The sequence below is a fragment of the Agrobacterium sp. CFBP2214 genome, assembly GCF_030209895.1.
GTDB classification, from domain to species: domain Bacteria; phylum Pseudomonadota; class Alphaproteobacteria; order Rhizobiales; family Rhizobiaceae; genus Agrobacterium; species Agrobacterium radiobacter.
Window position 1 is genome coordinate 78484 of the sequence record NZ_JARVRC010000003.1, and the last position, 18536, is coordinate 97019.

The 18536-nt window shown below is 59.6% G+C and carries 15 protein-coding genes and 2 tRNA genes; 7 read left to right on the plus strand and 10 right to left on the minus strand.

The window, feature by feature from the left end; all coding sequences use genetic code 11:
• The first annotated feature begins 63 nt into the window (after positions 1 to 63).
• The 6 genes from QRN60_RS07615 to QRN60_RS07640 all read left to right on the plus strand — a co-directional run bounded on the left by QRN60_RS07615 (position 64) and on the right by QRN60_RS07640 (position 5549).
• Positions 64 to 1086 (plus strand): amino acid ABC transporter substrate-binding protein, encoded by a 1023-nt coding sequence (locus QRN60_RS07615; protein ID WP_003502863.1) that lies wholly within the window; start codon positions 64 to 66, stop codon positions 1084 to 1086.
• Positions 1087 to 1195: 109 nt separating this feature from the next.
• Positions 1196 to 2392 (plus strand): amino acid ABC transporter permease, encoded by a 1197-nt coding sequence (locus QRN60_RS07620; RefSeq protein ID WP_129565189.1) that lies wholly within the window; start codon positions 1196 to 1198, stop codon positions 2390 to 2392.
• A 2-nt stretch (positions 2393 to 2394) separates the two neighbouring features.
• The gene (locus tag QRN60_RS07625) at positions 2395 to 3552 is read left to right on the plus strand and encodes an amino acid ABC transporter permease (protein WP_003502867.1); all 1158 of its coding nucleotides are present in this window, start codon (positions 2395 to 2397) and stop codon (positions 3550 to 3552) included.
• 12 nt (positions 3553 to 3564) lie between these two features.
• A complete protein-coding gene (locus tag QRN60_RS07630) occupies positions 3565 to 4338 on the plus strand; it encodes an amino acid ABC transporter ATP-binding protein (RefSeq protein ID WP_003502869.1) in 774 nt (257 codons plus the stop codon).
• Between the two features lie 609 nt (positions 4339 to 4947).
• Positions 4948 to 5022, plus strand: a tRNA-Glu gene (locus tag QRN60_RS07635).
• Between the two features lie 452 nt (positions 5023 to 5474).
• Positions 5475 to 5549, plus strand: a tRNA-Glu gene (locus tag QRN60_RS07640).
• Positions 5550 to 5678: 129 nt separating this feature from the next.
• Here QRN60_RS07640 and recJ read toward each other — a convergent pair.
• From recJ to QRN60_RS07665, 5 genes are all read right to left on the minus strand, one after another.
• Entirely contained in the window at positions 5679 to 7487 is a 1809-nt protein-coding gene (gene recJ, locus QRN60_RS07645; RefSeq protein WP_080570139.1) for a single-stranded-DNA-specific exonuclease RecJ, read from the minus strand.
• Positions 7488 to 7582: 95 nt separating this feature from the next.
• Entirely contained in the window at positions 7583 to 7807 is a 225-nt protein-coding gene (locus QRN60_RS07650) for a hypothetical protein (RefSeq protein WP_020012583.1), read from the minus strand.
• Positions 7808 to 7994: 187 nt separating this feature from the next.
• Positions 7995 to 9305: a homoserine dehydrogenase gene (locus tag QRN60_RS07655; RefSeq protein WP_020012584.1), complete on the minus strand. Its 1311-nt coding sequence runs from the start codon at positions 9303 to 9305 to the stop codon at positions 7995 to 7997.
• Positions 9306 to 9366: 61 nt separating this feature from the next.
• Entirely contained in the window at positions 9367 to 10587 is a 1221-nt protein-coding gene (locus QRN60_RS07660) for an LL-diaminopimelate aminotransferase (RefSeq protein WP_003502876.1), read from the minus strand.
• Positions 10588 to 10889: 302 nt separating this feature from the next.
• A complete protein-coding gene (locus QRN60_RS07665) occupies positions 10890 to 11849 on the minus strand; it encodes a nucleoside hydrolase (RefSeq protein ID WP_111784456.1) in 960 nt (319 codons plus the stop codon).
• A gap of 182 nt (positions 11850 to 12031) precedes the next feature.
• On the opposite strand from QRN60_RS07665, the gene QRN60_RS07670 reads away from it, so the two are divergent.
• Positions 12032 to 12835, plus strand: a complete 804-nt coding sequence (locus QRN60_RS07670; RefSeq protein ID WP_060725789.1) for a TSUP family transporter — start codon at positions 12032 to 12034, stop codon at positions 12833 to 12835.
• A 56-nt stretch (positions 12836 to 12891) separates the two neighbouring features.
• Here the strand turns inward: QRN60_RS07670 and QRN60_RS07675 are convergent, their stop codons facing one another.
• The 5 genes from QRN60_RS07675 to QRN60_RS07695 all read right to left on the minus strand — a co-directional run bounded on the left by QRN60_RS07675 (position 12892) and on the right by QRN60_RS07695 (position 18466).
• Complete coding sequence (locus QRN60_RS07675) at positions 12892 to 13587, minus strand: nitrogen regulation protein NR(II) (RefSeq protein WP_003502880.1); 696 nt, start codon at positions 13585 to 13587, stop codon at positions 12892 to 12894.
• A gap of 278 nt (positions 13588 to 13865) precedes the next feature.
• A complete protein-coding gene (locus QRN60_RS07680) occupies positions 13866 to 14795 on the minus strand; it encodes a lipid A biosynthesis lauroyl acyltransferase (protein WP_003502881.1) in 930 nt (309 codons plus the stop codon).
• A 5-nt stretch (positions 14796 to 14800) separates the two neighbouring features.
• A complete protein-coding gene (locus QRN60_RS07685; protein WP_003502882.1) occupies positions 14801 to 15829 on the minus strand; it encodes a zinc-binding dehydrogenase in 1029 nt (342 codons plus the stop codon).
• Positions 15830 to 15974: 145 nt separating this feature from the next.
• Complete coding sequence (locus QRN60_RS07690) at positions 15975 to 17258, minus strand: beta-ketoacyl-ACP synthase (protein WP_003502883.1); 1284 nt, start codon at positions 17256 to 17258, stop codon at positions 15975 to 15977.
• A gap of 11 nt (positions 17259 to 17269) precedes the next feature.
• Positions 17270 to 18466 (minus strand): beta-ketoacyl-ACP synthase, encoded by a 1197-nt coding sequence (locus tag QRN60_RS07695; RefSeq protein ID WP_060725787.1) that lies wholly within the window; start codon positions 18464 to 18466, stop codon positions 17270 to 17272.
• Between the last annotated feature and the right edge of the window lie 70 nt (positions 18467 to 18536).

The window sequence follows — 18536 nt, forward strand, 5'->3', positions numbered from 1 at the left end:
GCTGGGGCAAGACAATATGCCGGTCCTCTTCCAAGTGACGATAACAAACAAAGGTTGGGAAAAATGAAAAAGGCAATTCTGTCAGCCGCCATCGGCGCAGCAGTTTTGGGAGGAGCCTCGGTCGCTTCGGCTGCGACGCTTCAGGATGTGAAGGGCAAGGGTTTCGTCACCTGCGGCGTCAGCGCCGGCATTCCGGGATTTTCCAATCCCGATGACAAGGGCGAATGGTCCGGTATCGACGTGGACTATTGCCGTGGTATTGCCACTGCGGTTTTCGGCGATCCTTCCAAGGCCAAGTTCGTCGCCCTTTCGAGCAAGGACCGTTTCCCGGCTCTCCAGTCCGGTGAAGTCGATGTTCTGACCCGTAACACCACCTGGACGATCAGCCGCGACACGTCGCTCGGCTTCAACTTCCGTACCGTCAACTATTATGACGGCCAGGGCTTCATCGCCAAGAAGGGCTTGAATGTTAAGTCCGCGCTCGAGCTTTCCGGCGCCGCCGTCTGCGTTCAGACCGGCACGACCACCGAGCTCAATCTCGCCGACTACTTCAAGACCAACAATCTGCAGTACAACCCGGTCGTTTTCGAAAAGGAAGCCGACGCAACCTCCGCCTATGATTCCGGCCGTTGCGACGTCTACACCACCGACCAGTCCGGTCTTTACGCCATCCGCCTCAAGCTGAAGAACCCGGACGACAACATCGTTCTGCCTGAGGTCATCTCCAAGGAGCCGCTTGGACCGGCCGTTCGCCAGGGCGACGACCAGTGGTTCGACATCGTGACCTGGGTTCACTACGCCATGGTCAATGCCGAAGAACTGGGCATCACCTCGAAAAACGTCGATGAGCAGAAGACCAGCGCCAACCCTGATATCAAGCGCCTGCTCGGCACGGAAGAAGGCACCAAGATCGGTACCGATCTCGGCGTGACCAACGACTGGGCCTACAACATCATCAAGCTGGTGGGTAACTACGGCGAAGTCTTCGACCGCAACGTCGGTGCAGGCTCTCCGCTGAAGATCGAGCGCGGCCAGAACGCGCTGTGGACCAAGGGCGGCCTGCAATACGCACCGCCGGTCCGTTGATCGGCCCCATCATCGGCTAGATCATGACAGGAGGCTGGGCAATGCCCGGCCTCCATTTTAAAATTATATAAATAAGCTCGCAAAGAGCATATAAAAGGGAAAGGTGCCTATGGCAGGCAACGCGGTCAGTTCGCAACGATCGCGCGCGCAAAGCGCGTCGTCACTTATCTACGATCCACGCATACGCGGAATTTTCTATCAGGTCCTGACAGTCGTCATCCTGGCCGCCTTCGTCTGGATCATCGTGACGAATACGATCACCAATCTTCAACGGTCAAACATTTCGTCCGGCTTCGGATTCCTCGATGGAAGAGCCGGTTTTGATATCGGCCAGTCGCTGATCGCTTATACCAGCGACGCGACCTATGGCCGGGCTTTGCTCGTTGGCATTCTCAACACGATCCAGGTTGCGTTTTTTGGCATCATCGCCGCCTCGATCATCGGTTTCATCGTCGGTATCGCCCGGCTGTCCAGCAACTGGCTGATTTCGAAGCTCGCGCAGGCCTATGTGGAAATCTTCCGCAACATCCCGCCCCTGCTCGTCATCTTCTTCTGGTACAAGGGCGTCATCTCAGTCCTGCCGCAGGCGCGTGATTCGCTGGAGCTTCCGCTGGGAAGCTACCTCAACAATCGCGGCTTCTTCTTTCCGAAGCCCCTTTGGGGCGAAGGCACCTGGCTGATACCGCTCGCCCTTGTGGTCGCCATCGTCATCAGCTTTTTCGTTTACCGCTGGGCAAAGGCGAGACAGGAAAAGACCGGTCAGCAGTTCCGCACCGGGATCACGGCTACACTTCTCATCATCGGCCTTCCGGCCGCGACATTTCTCGCGCTCGGCTCACCGCTGACCTTCGACTACCCGATTGCCGGGCGGTTCAACCTCTCGGGCGGCGCGGTCGTCGCACCTGAATTCATGTCGCTGTTTCTGGCGCTTTCCTTCTACACCGCCTCCTTCATCGCCGAGATCGTTCGCGGCGGCATCAAGGCCGTGGCGAAGGGCCAGACGGAAGCTGCGGATGCGCTCGGGCTTCGTTCCAGCACCACGACGCGCCTGATCGTCGTTCCGCAGGCGATGCGCATCATCATCCCACCGCTGACAAGTCAATATCTCAACCTGACCAAGAACTCCTCGCTTGCGGTCGCGGTCGGCTTCGCCGACATCGTCTCCGTCGGCGGCACGATCCTGAACCAGACGGGTCAGGCGGTCGAAGTCGTTGCGATCTGGCTGGTCATCTATCTCTCGCTGTCCCTGCTCACGGCCGTGGTCATGAACTGGTTCAACGCGAAAATGGCCCTGGTGGAGAGATGACGATGACAACAAGCAATCACGCTTTCGTGCGGCAGACCATCGAGGACGCCAGACCCGCGCCCTCGAGCGCCGTCGGCTTCGGTCACTGGCTGCGCACCAAACTCTTCGCCACCCCCAAGGACACGGTCCTGACGGTGATCGCCCTTGCCCTGCTCGCCTATCTGGTGCCGCCGGTCATCAAGTGGCTGTTCATTGACGCGGTGTGGACCGGCAGCGATCGTATCGCCTGCCTGACCGCTTCGCAGGGCGGCGCGCTGCCGGACGGCCAGTCCGGTGCGTGCTGGGCTTTCGTTTCGGCAAAGCTCGGACAATTCGTCTTCGGCCGCTATCCGATCGACGAACGCTGGCGTCCCATCCTCGTGATGGTGACATTCGCCATCCTGCTGATACCGATGCTGATTCCAAAAGCGCCGTTCAAGCGCCTCAACGCGCTGGTGCTTTTCATCATCCTGCCCTTCATTGCGTTTTTCCTGCTCATCGGCGGCGTCTTCGGCCTGCCGAAGGTGGAAACGCAGCTGTGGGGCGGCCTGATGGTGACGCTCATCCTGTCCTTCTTCGGGATCACCGTGTCGCTCCCCTTCGGCATTCTTCTGGCGCTCGGCCGACGGTCGAACCTGCCGGTCATCAAGATGCTCTGCGTGCTCTTCATCGAAGTCATCAGAGGCATCCCGCTGATCACCGTGCTGTTCTTCGCCAGCATCATGCTGCCGCTGTTCCTGCCCGACGGCTGGACCTTCGACAAGTTCCTGCGCGCGCTAGTCGGCGTGTCGCTTTTCTCATCCGCCTATATGGCGGAGGTGATCCGCGGCGGCCTGCAGGCCATTCCGAAGGGACAATATGAAGGGGCGGATTCGCTCGGCCTGAACTACTGGCAGAAGACGAGACTGATCGTGCTACCGCAGGCGCTTAAGCTCGTCATTCCTGGTATCGTCAACACCTTCATCGGGCTTTTCAAGGACACGTCGCTGGTTTCGATCATCGGCATGTTCGACCTGCTCGGCATTGTCACACTCAACCAATCGGATGCGAACTGGGCGACACCCGTCACCGCCATGACAGGTTATATTTTCGCAGGTTTCGTATTCTGGATATTCTGCTTCGGCATGTCGCGTTATTCGCTGTTCATGGAACGGCACCTCGACACCGGGCATAAACGATAAGGGACGCTCAAAATGGCAGAAACCCAAACAAAAAAACTGGCCGTTTCGACAACGGACGTGGCAATTGAACTCGTCGGCATGAACAAGTGGTATGGCGACTTCCACGTCCTGCGCGACATCAATCTGAAGGTCATGAAAGGCGAGCGCATCGTCATCGCCGGTCCTTCGGGGTCGGGCAAATCGACCATGATCCGTTGCATCAACCGGCTGGAGGAACATCAGTCCGGGCTGATCAACGTTGATGGTATCGAGCTTACCAACGACCTGAAAAAGATCGACGAAGTGCGTCGTGAAGTCGGCATGGTGTTCCAGCACTTCAACCTCTTCCCGCACCTGACGATCCTCGAAAACTGCACGCTGGCGCCGATCTGGGTTCGCAAGATGCCCAAGAAGGAAGCTGAAGAAGTGGCGATGCACTATCTGAAGCGCGTCAAGATCCCCGAGCAGGCGCACAAGTATCCCGGCCAGCTCTCCGGCGGCCAGCAGCAGCGCGTGGCGATTGCCCGCTCGCTCTGCATGAAGCCGAAGATCATGCTGTTCGACGAGCCGACCTCGGCGCTCGACCCGGAAATGGTCAAGGAAGTACTCGACACCATGGTCAGCCTTGCCGAAGACGGCATGACGATGCTGTGCGTCACCCACGAAATGGGCTTCGCCCGCCAGGTGGCAAACCGCGTCATCTTCATGGACCAGGGCCAGATAGTCGAACAGAACTCGCCCGCCGAATTCTTCGACAATCCGCAGCACGAGCGCACCCGGCTGTTCCTCAGCCAGATTCTGCACTGATCATTGAAGAGGCGTCCGGAACGGACGTTTTCAAATGCAAACCTAAAAACGGGACCTCACGGTCCCGTTTCTTTTTTTAAACTGAAACCGAGGGCCGCAAGTGAAACCGGAGCCTCTTTATTATTTTATTCTCGACCCAAGCAGCAATACTTGGACTTCTAACTGGCCAGCCTGATATATTCGTAGCGATAATTTAATCGTGGCCTTGGACATATTTGCGATGGATGGTTTGCTTGTATTTCTAGGAGACATATTAAGCGGCTTGATATCCGGCGGCCCCCCGAAATCAAACTTTGTGCGGTGGATGGCATATGCGATCAATGCAATCATAATAATACTCTCCGGCCTGCTGATATATGGAAAATACCTGACTTGATTTTCGCTAGCCCGCAGCCTTGAGAAACCACATGTTTCGCAAGGCAATTGAAGCCGAGCCATATCACTCACGCAAAACAGCAAACTCTGACCGTTTAACCATTTGTTACGAAACAAGAATCCTTGTTTTTCAGGACTTCTGGCGGCCCATGTCATTTTTTTGTCAAATCATGCATTTTTCCGCTTGCAGACCTTCGGGAGCCTGACTATAAGGGCGCCACACCACAAGCGCACGCGCCCTTCGTCTATCGGTTAGGACGTCAGATTTTCATTCTGAAAAGAGGGGTTCGACTCCCCTAGGGCGTGCCACTTGCCTTCGTGTTTTCCCCCCTTCGAAAATATAAAGCAGATTCGTAGATCGCGAATTCGTCACGCGTGATCGATGCGCCGGAACCGATTCCCGGGCGACACGTTAGAGTGCTGTCCCCCCGATGGAAGGCAAGCCGGATGAAGCGCCAGCGGGCAAATCGACCGGCTTGCCTTTCCCCTTCCAGCCAAATCACAACGTCGGTTCTTTCTGGCGGGCAGCAGATGCCAGCTAAGGGTTGGAAAAGCACGCCCCCGGCCTTCCACGAGGCATGAAGGCATCACCGGCGCGCAGCGATAGCGGCGAAATTTCAAGGCCTTGGCCAGACCCGGCTCAGTTTTCCACAGCCCTTTCGGCTTCCATAAAAAAACTCGTCGTGAAGCGAAAAAAATCAATTTTTCCGCTTGCGGAGCAACGGGAGCCTGACTATAAGGGCGCCACACCACAAGCGCACGCGCCCTTCGTCTATCGGTTAGGACGTCAGATTTTCATTCTGAAAAGAGGGGTTCGACTCCCCTAGGGCGTGCCACTTGCTTCTCCATAAAAATCAGTAGTCTGCACGAAAATCTTAGCGCGTCGCGTGAAGACGCATTGGCGCGTCTCGGCCATTCGCCAGAGACAGTGTTCCATAAAATTCAGGGTAAGTGCGAAGGCCCCCTCAGGGCGCGAAAGCCGCGTCCAGAACGCGCAGCTGCACGCGCCTCTGACCCTGCCAAAGATCGGCGCCCACGGTGCCTGCAACGTGAATGTTCCTGCCGCGTGCATTCAGCAGCATCTGCCCCAGAGGCGCTTCTGCGGCGCGAAACGCGATACCGTCCAGCCGCGAGCCGTCCATGGCCTCCAGCGTGATCTTGACGTGAGCTGTACCCACGAGCCGCACATCGCGCAAACGATGCGCCGGCACGGCGAAGATCGGCTGCGAGTGGCCCGATCCGTAAGGACCGGCCTGCTCCAACTGGTCGACAAGTTGCAATGTCGCACCCGAGGCGCCGATGGCGCCGTCGATCTTCAGCACGCTGCTTTCCACCAGCTCATTCACGGTCTTTGCGGCCGCCTCCTCGAAGAAGGTCCTGAGCTTGCCGAGATTGGCGCGCTCAACCGTCAGACCGGCCGCCATGGCATGCCCACCGCCCTTGACCAGCAAACCGGCCTCCACGGCGGCGCGCACCATGCGCCCCATATCGAAACCGTTGATCGAACGGCCGGAGCCGGTGCCCTTGCCCGAGGGATCAAAAGCAATGGCGAAAGCCGGGCGGCGGAAACGGTCCTTCAGGCGAGAGGCGAGCAGGCCGACAATGCCGGGATGCCAATTCTCGCGCGCGGTGACGATGACGCCCGCACCCGAGCCGTCGCCATATTCGAACAGAGCCTCCGCTTCGGCTTCCGCGAGCATCACCGCTTCCATCGCCTGCCGCTCACGGTTCAGCTCATCCAGCCGCTCCGCGATCACCTCGGCCTGCGAGGAATCATCTATCGTCAGCAGTCGGCTGCCGAGCGCCGCATCGCCGATGCGGCCGCCGGCATTAATGCGCGGCCCGATCAGGAAACCGAAATGATAAGGCGTCACAGGGCCACCAAGCCCCGCCTTCTTGAACAGAGCAGCGAGACCTGCATTGTTCATGTGGCGCGCAGCAATCAGCCCCTTGACCACATAGGCGCGGTTGAGGCCCTTCAGCGGCACCACATCACATACGGTGGCAAGCGCAACGATATCGAGAAGGGACAGCAGATCGAGTGTGAAGGCCTGCCGGTTCCGCCTGTCCTTCAATAGGCGCAGGGTGGCGACCAGCACGAGGAACACCACGCCTGCCGCACAGAGATGCCCCTGCCCCGAAAGATCGTCCTCGCGGTTGGGATTGACCAGCGCCACCGCCGGCGGCAGCTCCGTGCCGACCTGGTGGTGATCGATCACCACGACATCCGTTCCCGCGTCCCTGGCGGCCTGCAGCGATTCATGGCTGGTTGAGCCGCAATCGACCGTCACGATCAGCGTCGCGCCATTGGCAGCAAGCTGCTGCATCGCCGCCGGGTTCGGCCCGTAGCCCTCAAAAATACGGTCGGGAATATAGATTTCCGGCGTCAGACCGAAATGCGCGAGGAAGCGGTACATCAAAGCAGAAGAGGCAGCACCGTCGACATCGTAGTCGCCGAAGATCGCCACCTTCTCGCCGGTCTCGATGGCGCGTACCAGCCGCTCGGCGGCCTTCTCGCAATCGGTCAGCATATGCGGATCGGGCATCAGGGAGCGGATGGTCGGATCAAGGAATGCCAGGGCGTCATCGACACCCACCCCGCGTCCGGCAAGAACGCGTGCGATCAATTCGGGAATGGCGTGAATCTGGGACATGGCCAGCGCGCGGTTCTGCCCGGCCTGATCCAGCCGCGATACCCAGCGCTGTTCTGTCGCCGACCGCTCCACGCTTAAAAATGCGCGGGCCACGGTATCGGCCGGCTCCATCATTGCCATCCTGTCCATTCGTCCTGTCATGCGCCTGATCGCGCTCTTAAGACGGGCTAAATGGCGGTGGCGCGTTTTTCAAGCAAAAACGCGCATATGAGGTTTCACACCGAAAAAATCGAGAAAAACGGGCTGACGATCGAGACAGCGCCAACGAGCAGCAGCAGCGAGAAGACGGCGAGCGAACACCAGTTGCGCTCATGCTCCCCCATGTCGAATTCCATAGTGCGAATATTGTCATTGGCATTGTGAGGCCGCGCCCGGTGATGGGCCGCCGCAACGCCAGCGCGCTTATTGTCCTTGAACAGGATGATCGATGTCACGGCCACGCCTCCCTCGCTTGGTGAACAGAATTAACCATAGTGCCGAATCGCCTTGTTTTCCAGCGCTTCCGACGCCTTCCCCTCAAATTTTATGGGCGCCGGACCACCGGCGCTATACAGGCAGCCATACAACGAAAAACCGCGCCTCCATATGGAAGCACGGCTCTCGATGTCATCAAAATAATGAAGCGTCTCAGGTCCGCTCGATGCGGATGACCTGCGGCTCGCTGACGAGATATTTCTCGTTCTTGATGGCCTTCACGGCCTTGCGGATCGCATCTTCCATCGTCGCATGGGTGACGAGGATGATGGTCTGCGGCGCGCCTTCCACATGCACGCGCTGGCGCTGCACGATGGATTCCAGCGAGATGTTGTTATCGGCCATACGGGTGGCGATGGAGGCGAAGACGCCTGCCTGATCCTTCACCGTCAGGCGGATGAAATAACCGCCCTCATGGCTCTTCATCTTGGCGCGGCGATACTCCGACAGCGATTTCGCCGGACGACCGAGGACAGGCACCTGCTGGGCGCCCGGACGGCTCTTGGCGATATCGGCGATGTCACCAAGCACGGCAGACGCCGTGGCGTTGCCACCGGCACCCGGCCCGACCATCAGCAATTCGCCGAGAATGTCGGATTCGATCGCCACCGCATTGGTCACGCCGTCCACCTGGGCAATGACGGAATCGAGCGGCACCATGGTCGGATGCACGCGCTGCTCGATGCCGGATTCGGTCACCTGCGCCACGCCGAGAAGCTTGATGCGGTAACCGAGTTCGGCGGCCGCCTGAATGTCCTCGCTGGAGATATTGGTGATGCCTTCCAGATAGATGTCATCAGCCGAAATCTTGTTGCCGAAGGCAAGCGTGGTCAAAATGGCGAGCTTGTGAGCGGTGTCGTTGCCCTCGATATCGAAGGCCGGATCGGCTTCGGCATAGCCCAGCCGCTGCGCTTCCTTCAGACAGGCCTCGAAGGACAGCCCTTCCTTCTCCATCTTGGTCAGGATGTAATTGCAGGTGCCGTTCATGATGCCGTAGATGCGCGACACATGGTTGCCGGTCAGGGATTCACGCAGCGCCTTGATGACGGGGATACCGCCGGCCACCGCCGCTTCGAAATTGAGAAGCGCCCCCTTGTCTTCGGCAATCGTCGCCAGTTCGACGCCGTGCTTGGCCAGCAACGCCTTGTTGGCTGTCACCACATGGAGACCACGGGCGAGTGCCGCACGCACCGCATTTTCCGCCTGACCGGAAGCGCCGCCGACCAGTTCGACGAAGACGTCGATATCGGCTTCGCTTGCCATCTGCTCGGGCGTGTCGAACCAGGTAATACCCTTGAGATCGATGCCGCGGTCGCGCGAACGGTCGCGCGCGCTCACCGCAATAATCTCAATCGCGCGTCCGCAGGTAATCGCAAGTTCGTTGCTTCTCTGCTGGAGGATGCGCACGAGCGAAGCGCCGACAGTGCCGAGCCCCGCTATGCCGATTCTCAATGAATCTGCCATGGGTATGTTCCTGATTTGCTGGTGATGGTGGCGGCCGAGGCCCGGCCGCCTTCGGTTGCCCTTATCTGTGGGCGTTAAGCGAAACGACATTGTGCATCGTTTCGTCTGCGCTCGACAGGAAACGCTTCAGATTGCGCGCTGCCTGACGAATTCGGTGCTCGTTTTCCACGAGCGCGAGACGGACGTAATCGTCGCCCATCTCGCCAAAGCCGATGCCGGGAGCAACGGCGATATCGGCCTTCTCGACCAGGAGCTTGGAGAACTCCAGGCTGCCGAGATGACGGAATTTTTCCGGGATTTTCGCCCAGGCGAACATGGTCGCCGCCGGCGGCGGAACCTCGAAGCCGGCCTTGCCGAAGGTGTCGACCATGACATCGCGACGGCGGCGATAGACATTGCGCACTTCGGCAATGTCGGAGCCATCACCGTTCAGCGCATGGGTCGCCGCAACCTGGATCGGCGTGAAGGCGCCGTAGTCGAGATAGGACTTCACACGCGTCAGCGCCGCGATCAGCCGCTCGTTGCCGACGGCAAAGCCCATGCGCCAGCCGGGCATGGAAAACGTCTTCGACATGGAGGTGAACTCCACCGCGACGTCGATGGCGCCGGGAACTTCGAGAACCGAAGGCGGCGGGTTGTTGTCGTCGAAATAGATCTCCGAATAGGCAAGGTCGGACAGCACGATGATCTCGTGCTTCTTCGCAAACGCGATCACGTCCTTGTAGAAATCAAGCGAGGCGACATGCGCCGTCGGGTTCGACGGGTAGTTGACGATCAGCGCCAGCGGCTTCGGGATGGAGTGGCGCACGGCGCGCTCCAGCGGGCCGAAGAAGCTGTCATCAGGCTCGACATTCATCGAACGGATAACGCCGCCCGCCATCAGGAAACCGAAGGCATGGATCGGATAGGTCGGGTTCGGACACAGGATGACGTCGCCCGGCGCGGTGATGGCCTGCGCCATATTGGCGAAGCCTTCCTTGGAGCCGAGGGTCGCGACGACCTGCGTATCGGGGTTCAGCTTCACGCCGAAACGGCGGGCATAATAACCGGCCTGCGCGCGGCGAAGGCCTGGAATGCCCTTGGAGGAGGAATAACGATGGGTACGCGGATCCTGAACGACCTCGCAAAGCTTGTCGACGATCGCCTTGGGGGTCGGAAGGTCGGGATTGCCCATGCCGAGATCGATGATATCGGCCCCGGCCGCTCGCGCGCTCGCTTTCAAACGGTTGACCTGTTCGAAGACGTATTGCGGCAGACGCCGGACCTTATGAAACTCTTCCATCTCTTTCCTCATGGGAATGGACCGGTACTGCCGGTCCATAACGAAGGTTCGTTTTTTGTTGTTAAACGCCGCCGACACGAACCGACCCGGCAGGCGTTATTCATTGTAGCGCAAAGCACGGGAAAACCTACAGGGGTTTTCTCGGCCCACGCCGCATAGCGGCCATCCGCCCGTCCTTCCGGCACGGCCTTTTCAGCCCCTCAGGCATGGCGGATCGCGCACTACGATCAGGGAACTTGCATAACGCCAGATTCTTGGAAAATGCAAGGCAAGCCATGCTCAAGAACGGCCATTCCCGCCCTTCAGCCGCGCTCCCCTGTCACAATTGCGGCGCGGATGACCGAAAGCACGCGCTCCGGCTCGATATTTGTGCAGACGAGCTGGCTCGGATGCCCATCCCAGTCACCGGGCGGAAAGGCGCGGCCATCCGGCTTCTGGATCGTCTGGCCGTCGGCAAGCCCGCCACAGACGACGCGTACCGGGCCGCTGCGGGTTTCAAAAAGCTCAGGCGCCACGAGATAGACGCAGGCGCAGCTATCATGCACCACCATGCCGTCGCCGGTGCGGGTCTTGTAGAAATCGATATAGAACTGCGACAGGTCCGAAAGCAGCTGCACCGGCTTGCCGCCGGCCTTTGCCATGTCAGCCATGAAGGCGCTGGTCATCACCGTTTTCGTCGTCACATCGAGACCGACAACGACCACTCGCCAGGGCGCGGTGAAGACGAGATCGGCCGCTTCCGGATCGCCGTGAATATTGGCCTCGGCCGCCGGCGACACATTGCCGTTGATATCGAAGGCGCCGCCCATGACGATCACTTCCTTCACCAGCGCGGCAAAATCCGGCTCTTCGCTGAGCGCCAGCGCCAGATTGGTCATGCGACCGACAGCAATCAGCGTCACCTCACCGGGATTGGCCTTGACCGTCTCGATGATGAAGCGATGCGCCGGACGCGGATCGAGCGGCAGATCGATGGTCTCGGGGATATCGATATCGCCGAGACCGTTTTCGCCATGGATGAAGGTCGGCCAGTGGCCTTCCTTGCGGGCGGGATCGAAGGTCACGCCGGCGCCCCTGGCGACCGGTGCTGTCATCTGCCATTCCCGCTTCAGGAAGAGCGCATTGCGGGTGGTGATATCAATGGGCGCATTGCCGAAAACGGTGGTAACGCCGATCAGATCGATATCGGGATGGCGGTGCAGAAAAAGAAGCGCCATGGCGTCATCCACACCGGGATCCGTATCGAATATCACTTTATGCATAATGCCCTCATCCGTATGTCTCAAGCGCCATCAGGCCTTCCGGCGACGCGCCACGGAAACATAACGATAAGCGGCAACACCGCAATCCCCCTTCCCGCAGCCGAACGTACAGAAAGATATTGCGCGGTGGCCTTTTCGGTGAAAGAAGAAGCCCTCTCCTCCCGCCTGCCCGGACATTCCCAGTGCAAGACATCGCCCTCAACGTTTTTATCGTTCTCTTCTGCGTCGCCATCTTTGCCGGATTTATCGATTCCATCGCCGGTGGTGGTGGCCTCATCGTCATTCCCGCAATGATGATCATGGGCATCGCCCCGCTCGATACGCTCGGCACGAACAAGCTGCAGGCGCAGTTTGGTTCCGCCTCTGCGACCCTTGCCTATGCCAGACGCGGCCATGTGAATCTCAAAGAACAATTGCCGATGGCGCTGATGGCCATGGCCGGCGGGATGCTCGGCGCGCTGACAGCCGCCTTCGTGCCGGCCGATCTCATGCGCGCCATCATGCCGTTCCTGTTGATTGCGATCGCGCTTTATTTTGCCTTCAAGCCGCAGCTCAGCGATATCGACAGCCACCGCCGCATCACGCCCTTCGTGTTCGGGCTTGCGGTCGCGCCGCTGATCGGTTTTTACGACGGTGTTTTCGGCCCCGGCGCGGGGTCCTTCTACATGCTGGCCTTTGTGGGCCTTGCCGGTTTTGGAATGCTGAAGGCGACCGCCCACACGAAGCTTCTCAACCTCGGTTCGAATTTCGGCGGCTTTCTCGTCTTTGCAATGGGTGGCGCGGTTTTGTGGAAGCTTGGCCTGGCCATGGGGGTCGGCCAGTTCATCGGCGCGCAGATCGGATCCCGTTTCGCGATGAAAAACGGCGCGAAGATCATACGCCCGCTTCTCGTCCTGTCATGTCTCGCCATGGCGACGAAACTTCTTGTCGATGCATCGTCCGCCTGGTCCATCGCAACGGTCTGGGAAACCATCTTCCCGAAATAAGGGATGGTGGAACGCCGTTTCCCGTCTTTACGACGATGGGAAAGCGCCTCGCTGCCTCAGCCGGCGGCGCGGCGACGGCGATCGGCGATTTCGCGGATCACCACCATCGCACCTACGAGCTTGTAGGCGGACGAGTAGCACGGCGACATTTCCAGCGACTTGACGACCGTGCGGCCATTCTGATCTTCCGCATAGGTATATTTCGACGTATCGCCCTTGAAGCAATTGTCGAGCTTTTCCCTGAGATTGTTCTGGAACCGGTGAACGCCGACAAGTTCGGCGATATGGCAGCCGACAAGCCCTTCCGGGGCATTGCGCTGAAATGCATCGAGAGCATTGGCGAAGGAAACGCGGTAGCCGGGGGAAACGATCACCACCGGCTCGTCGAGATCGTTGAGCATATCCTCATCGAGGATCAGATGGCGGTGATGCCACTCCAGAGTGTCTTCGTCCTCGTCACCGACGACCTTCGCCTTTGACGGCATGCCGACGTAGCGATCGACAAGGGTGCGAAGAAGCTCGGAGTTGCGCTGCACGCAGCCAAGGTCTTCCGCCTCGTGGTTAAGGAGATCGATGGCAAAACGGAACTGCTCGCGGATATCTTCGGAGTTTTCTGTCTTGCGTCCGACAACCCGCTCGAGGAGCTGTTCCAGTTCACGTTCCAGCACGGCAATCTTGTCGGCTTCGTTTTTACCAACGGCAGATTGCAGTTCCGTATAACGCAGCCAGAACAACTCAATCAAATCTTTCAACCCAACTCTCCCTGAACGGGCATAACCCCGCTACCTATGCGAACGGATTAAGCCTTTATCCCCTGATTGTAGCGTCTTTGCGCTTAAAAATGACGTAACGAAACGCAGGAACGCCGCGGGGATTGTTGTTCAAAATATCACAGCAGCCGCTAATTTTTCAATTTCGATAATCCATGAACGAAAAATGAGGTTCCGCAAATATGGAAAAGTACCGAAACGCACGATTTTCCCGTCGAATTTCGTGAGAATCGCCGAGAATCCGGCCGCACACGATCCCGTCAAATCTGATGCTTCACGTCCCAGCGGTCGTGATACCACAGCCATTGTCCGGGGTATTCGCGCACCCAGCTTTCCACCTTGTCGTTCAGAAGCTGCGCCGTCGCCTGAATATCGACATTGCCCTTCTCGTCGCGCGGAATTTCAACCCTGGGCTCTATTTCCAGCCTGTAGCGATTATCCGGAAGACGCACGCAGCGGGCAGGATAAACATCGCAGTTGAACTGCCGCACCAGCTTGGCGAGAAGCGGATTGGTACGAACCTCAAGGCCGAAAAATTTCGTCGTCAGCCCCTTGCCGAATTTCTGGTCGACGAGCACGCCCACGCCGCCACCCTTTTCCAGCTGTCGCGCCAGCGCGAAGGAAGAGCCGGCATGCGAGGGCACGAGATTACCCATGCGCTCCTTGCGGAAATTGAAAACCTTGTCAGCCACGAAGGGATTGTTGGGCGGCCGGAACAACACCGTCACATCGAGACCAAAAGCCGAGCCGGCAACCGGCAGCAGCTCGAAATTGCCGCTATGGGCGGTAAAGACGATGAAGGGTCGCGGATTGTCGCGCAGTTCGAGGAAGGTCGAGGTGCCCTCGACCTCGATGCGGCCCGGCTCGTTCTTTTCCGGATCGAAATCGAACAGCCGGTCGAGAAACACATATTCCGCCGCAAGCCGGCCCATATTGGCCCAGCTATCCATGGCGATCGCAAGCCGCTCTTCCTCTGACTTCTCCGGAAAGGCGCGTGCCAGATTATAAAGCATCAGCTTGTGGCGACCAGTCTTCGGCCCCACCCAGCGCGCCAGCCGGTCGGCGGCGCGAATGCCCGCATCGGCGGGGAAGAGCTTCAGCAGGTTGAGAAGGCCGAAGGCGAATGTCGCGATCAGCCACTGCCGGAAGTGGTCCAGTTTCAGGACGATCCGTGTCAGGAAAAGCTTCAAGACGGTCAATCCATCCGCAGAACGATTTTACCGAACACCTGACGCGTCTCCATACGTTCCAGCGCCCGGTCGATATCGTCGAAGGTGACTTCGGTGTCGATAACAGGATGCACGATGCCACGCGCCATCTTCTGCATGGCGTTGGCCATGTTTTCCATGCGGCAGCCGAACGAGCCGAGCAGCTTCAGCTGCTGCTGGAACAGCATCATCAGGTTGATATCGGTGGAGACACCAGACGTAGAACCGCAGGTGACGAGACGGCCGCCGCGCTTCAGCGAGAACATCGAGCCCGCCCAGGTGTCCTTGCCAACATGTTCGAATACAACGTCGACGCCCTTCTTTTTCGTCAGCTTGCGCACGACGCCTTCGAAACGGTCGGTCCGGTAGTTGATGACGTGGTCGGCACCCAGAGCCTTCGCCCGTTCGATCTTGTCGTCGGAGCCGACGGTGGTGATGACGGTGCAGCCCATCTTCTTGGCAAGCTGGATCGCCGCCGTGCCGATGCCGGAACCGCCGGCATGCACGAGGATCGTCTCACCGGATTCGAGCTTGGCATTGTCGAACAGCATGTGCTCGACCGTGCCGAAGGTGACAGGTGCGAGGGCGGCCGCAACGGCATCGACACCATGCGGTGCGGGCACGAGCTGGCGGGCGGGAATATTGATCTTTTCCTGGGCAAAACCATCGAGATGGAAACCGTGAACGCCCTGCACATGTTCGCACAGATTGTCACGGCCTTCGCGGCAGGGTTTGCACAGCCCGCAGGTGCGCGCGCCATAGATTGCGACGAGCTGGCCGGGCAGCACGTTCGACACGCCCGGACCGATGGCTTCGACCACGCCGGAGGCTTCCGCACCGATGGTGAGCGGCATCTTGCGCTTGGCGAAAGCCATGCCGCGCCAGCCCCACACATCGATGTGGTTGAGCGCAACCGCCTTGACGCGCAGCGTCACCTCGCCCGGTGCCGGAGCATCCGGTTCGGGCAGGTCCACTTTTTCGAGCTTCCGGTCGTCCACGAGTTGAAGAGCGCGCATATATCAGTCCTTCGCCCGAGGGCGTTTATCTAAAGGGCTATTCCAGCAAACCTCTGTAACGGTTTTGCGGCCGGAATGCGTAATCAAAGAAGCGAGAGCGTTTTCGCAATTCAAGCGAAAACGCTCCTGTTAGTGGTGAAACCGGTCAGGCCGGTTCCCGCGTCATGACAAGGCTTGCATTCTGCCCGCCAAATCCGAAGGAGTTGGACAGAACCGCGCTCACCTGAGCATCCCGCTTCACATTCGGCACCACGTCGAGCGTGATGGTCGGATCGGGATTGTTGTAGTTGATCGTCGGCGGCAGGGTGCCGGTCAGCATGGTCTGCAGCGAGAACACCGCTTCCACAGCGCCTGCGGCGGTCAAGGTATGGCCGATCATCGACTTGTTGGACGACAGCGGGATGTTCTTCAGGCCCTCGCCGAAGACGGCGAGCATGGAGCCATATTCCATCTTGTCGTTTTCCGGCGTCGAGGTGCCGTGGGCGTTGATATAACCGATATCGCTTTCGGCCACGCCCGCATCGGCAAGTGCCGCGCGGATCGTCGCGATCGCCGGGCCGCCATCGGGCGAAGAGCGTGTGCGGTGGAAGCTGTCGGCCTTTTCGCCGGCGCCCTTGATGATGCCGAGAACCTTCGCGCCGCGTGCAACGGCGGCTTCGAGCGATTCCAGCACCAGCGTCGCCGCACCTTCGGCGATCACGAAACCGTCGCGGTCCTTGCTGAATGGCTTGGAGGCCTTTTCCGGCGGATCGTTCTGGGTCGAAAGCGCCGACAGCAACGAGAAGCGGATCAGCGCTTCGGCGCTGACAGAACCGTCTGTCGCAACCGTCAGCGCCCGCTCGGTGCGGCCCTGGCGGATTGCTTCGACACCAAGCTGGATCGCGGTCGCGCCGGATGCACAGGCGGTCGAAAGCGTGACCGGCAGGCCGCGCGTGCCAAAACGGTCGGAAAGACGCTCGGAAATCGCGCCGAAAAGTGCTGCTTCCTGAAACGCCGGATCGGGACGCTGACGGAAAGCCGTCAGGAACCGCTCATAGGCGTCACCCGGCTGGGCGGCCGGCGGAGACCGGTCGGCAAGCTCGAAACGGGCGCTCCATTCCGGCTCGATTGGCGGTGCTGCAAGAAACAGCGGACCGTCGAAATCACCTGATATACCGGCCTGCGCCAGAGCCTCGATGGTGGTCTCACGCGCAAAAGCATAGGAACGTTCGACCGAATTCGGAACCGGGATATCGATGAAATCCACCGTGCCGCTGATCCGCGTCGAAAGCCCCTCGGTCGGGAAACGGGTGATCTTGTGGATGCCCGACTTGCCCGATGTCAGCGCCGCCCAGTTATCGGCAAGCCCCTGCCCGAGCGACGTGATGATGCCCATGCCGGTCACGGCAACGATGGGACGACCGAGATGATCCTTGAAGTTGGAAGTCATGGTCTTTCTCCTCACACGTCGCGGGACAGAACGGCGACACCTTCGCCGCGCACATGGCCGACGGTGGTGACGACGGCTTCGCTGGCCGCCTCGCCCATGGGTTTTTCCTCAGCCGCGTCGAAAACCGGCACCTTCGCGCCGCTTTCAAGGGTCAGCGCCGCGAGCGCCAGCCCAAGCGGGAACTGCGCTTCCAGCCCGTGGCCGGTGATACCGCCGAAACCGCGGATGACAGCATTTGGCAGAGCCTTTTCGAGAATGTCCTTCTCGCGGGCCGTCACACCGTCATAACCGCTTGCGCCGGAGAAGATGACAGTGGCTGCGCCGTCCTTGGCAGGGGCAAGCAGACGCTCCATGCGCTTTTCCATCTTGCCTTCGTCACGGCTGCCGCGATCACCCTCGATGGCGTCGATGCGGGCATAGATGCGCGCGCCACGCTCGCTGGCGTGCTTGCGCGATTCCAGCACAAGGAAGGCGCCCAGCGAACCGGAAACCATGCCGCCGCCGTCCTGGTCACCACGCGACCAGAGCGGCTGCCAGCCGCCCTGCGCATGTGCACCGATGGCTTCAAACAGCAGGATCATGTCGGGACGTTCCGCAGAGAAAGCACCGCCCACCAGCGCGTGGCTCGATTCGCCGGAGCGAATGCGGTGGAATGCGGTTTCGACGGCGGAAATGCCCGCCGCTTCCTCGCCCATGAAAGTGCGGGAAGACCCGGTGACCTTGTGCACGATGGAGATGTTGCCGGCCATCAGGTTGGAAAGCTGGGCGAGAAACAGCGTCGGGCGCAGTTCCGTCGTCAGCTTCTCGTTGAGCAGCTTTTCGCGGTCATTGCGCTTCAGCGCCTCGTCGACGATCAGCGTATCGACATTGATGTCGCGCTCACCACCACCGGCGGCAACGATCATGTCCATTGTGGCACAGGCTTCGGCATTTTCCTTCAGCCCGGCATCATCGAGCGCCAGACCGGCGGCAAAAACGCCAAGCCGCTGCCAGTTTTCCATCTGGCGCTGGTCGCCGCGCTTGGCAATCTGCGCGGACCAGTCGATCTCAGGCATGGGATGGACCGGATAGGGTTTGAATTTTTCGGTCTCGACAATCGTCGCCGGCGCGGCGGTTCCAGAAAGAAGCGCCACATGCGCCTGGCTGCCAACGCCGTGACAGGTCACGATGCCGACCCCTGTTATCACCACATCATTGTCAGATTTCATCGTCTGTCATCCTTTGCAGCCGGCCCCGCAGAAACGGTCACGGCTATCCACAGCGGTTGCGAACAACCAC

What these genes read in the sequence shown, in the direction of transcription:
- QRN60_RS07655 (WP_020012584.1), bottom strand. Translation starts at nt 9,305, where the DNA reads ATGGCAGATTCATTGAGAATCGGCATAGCGGGGCTCGGCACTGTCGGC.
- QRN60_RS07685 (WP_003502882.1), bottom strand. Translation starts at nt 15,829, where the DNA reads ATGCGCGCTCTTCAACTCGTGGACGACCGGAAGCTCGAAAAAGTGGAC.
- QRN60_RS07630 (WP_003502869.1), top strand. Translation starts at nt 3,565, where the DNA reads ATGGCAGAAACCCAAACAAAAAAACTGGCCGTTTCGACAACGGACGTG.
- recJ (WP_080570139.1), bottom strand. Translation starts at nt 7,487, where the DNA reads ATGGCAATGATGGAGCCGGCCGATACCGTGGCCCGCGCATTTTTAAGC.
- QRN60_RS07665 (WP_111784456.1), bottom strand. Translation starts at nt 11,849, where the DNA reads ATGCATAAAGTGATATTCGATACGGATCCCGGTGTGGATGACGCCATG.
- QRN60_RS07695 (WP_060725787.1), bottom strand. Translation starts at nt 18,466, where the DNA reads ATGAAATCTGACAATGATGTGGTGATAACAGGGGTCGGCATCGTGACC.
- QRN60_RS07620 (WP_129565189.1), top strand. Translation starts at nt 1,196, where the DNA reads ATGGCAGGCAACGCGGTCAGTTCGCAACGATCGCGCGCGCAAAGCGCG.
- QRN60_RS07615 (WP_003502863.1), top strand. Translation starts at nt 64, where the DNA reads ATGAAAAAGGCAATTCTGTCAGCCGCCATCGGCGCAGCAGTTTTGGGA.
- QRN60_RS07690 (WP_003502883.1), bottom strand. Translation starts at nt 17,258, where the DNA reads ATGACTTCCAACTTCAAGGATCATCTCGGTCGTCCCATCGTTGCCGTG.
- QRN60_RS07625 (WP_003502867.1), top strand. Translation starts at nt 2,395, where the DNA reads ATGACAACAAGCAATCACGCTTTCGTGCGGCAGACCATCGAGGACGCC.
- QRN60_RS07660 (WP_003502876.1), bottom strand. Translation starts at nt 10,587, where the DNA reads ATGGAAGAGTTTCATAAGGTCCGGCGTCTGCCGCAATACGTCTTCGAA.